Raw genomic sequence first — 451 nt, forward strand, 5'->3', positions numbered from 1 at the left:
GCGTCGACCACTTCGGCCGAGGCCGGGGTGCGGGTGTCGAAATCGGAGCCTTGCAGCGACAGCCGGTCGAACACGACGCGATAGGCGCGAAAGCCGGTCGTGGACGCGTTCGCCATATTGTTGGCGATCGCCGCCTGCGACGCGAGATGCGCCTTGAGGCCCGAGGCCGCCGTATAGACCAGCTTGTCCATGCTATGCTCCGATTAGGCTCCTGTCAGGCGCGCAGGTTGACGATCGTCTGCGTGATCTGGTTGCTGGTATCGAGCGCCTTGGAGTTCGCCTGGAAATTGCGCTGCGCCGCGATCAGGGCGACCAGTTCCTCGGTGATGTCGACGTTCGATCCTTCGAGCGTGCCCGAAAGCAGCGAGCCGAAGCCGTTTTCCTTCGCCGAGCCAAGCGTCGCCTGGCCGGACACACCGCTGGCCGACCAATAGCTGTCGCCATCCTGGCG

At 64.5% G+C, this 451-nt stretch carries 2 protein-coding genes; both read right to left on the bottom strand.

Going from position 1 to position 451, the window contains the following annotated elements; translation table 11 throughout:
- A partial coding sequence (locus AACY45_RS28555) for a flagellar basal body protein (protein WP_339548817.1) occupies positions 1 to 191 on the bottom strand: 191 nt, incomplete at its 3' end.
- Positions 192 to 214: 23 nt separating this feature from the next.
- On the bottom strand, positions 215 to 451 hold a 237-nt coding region (locus tag AACY45_RS28560; protein WP_339548819.1), incomplete at its 5' end, for a flagellar basal body rod C-terminal domain-containing protein.

The sequence above is a fragment of the Pseudomonas sp. RA_35y_Pfl2_P32 genome (assembly GCF_963970735.1).
GTDB lineage: Bacteria > Pseudomonadota > Gammaproteobacteria > Pseudomonadales > Pseudomonadaceae > Aquipseudomonas.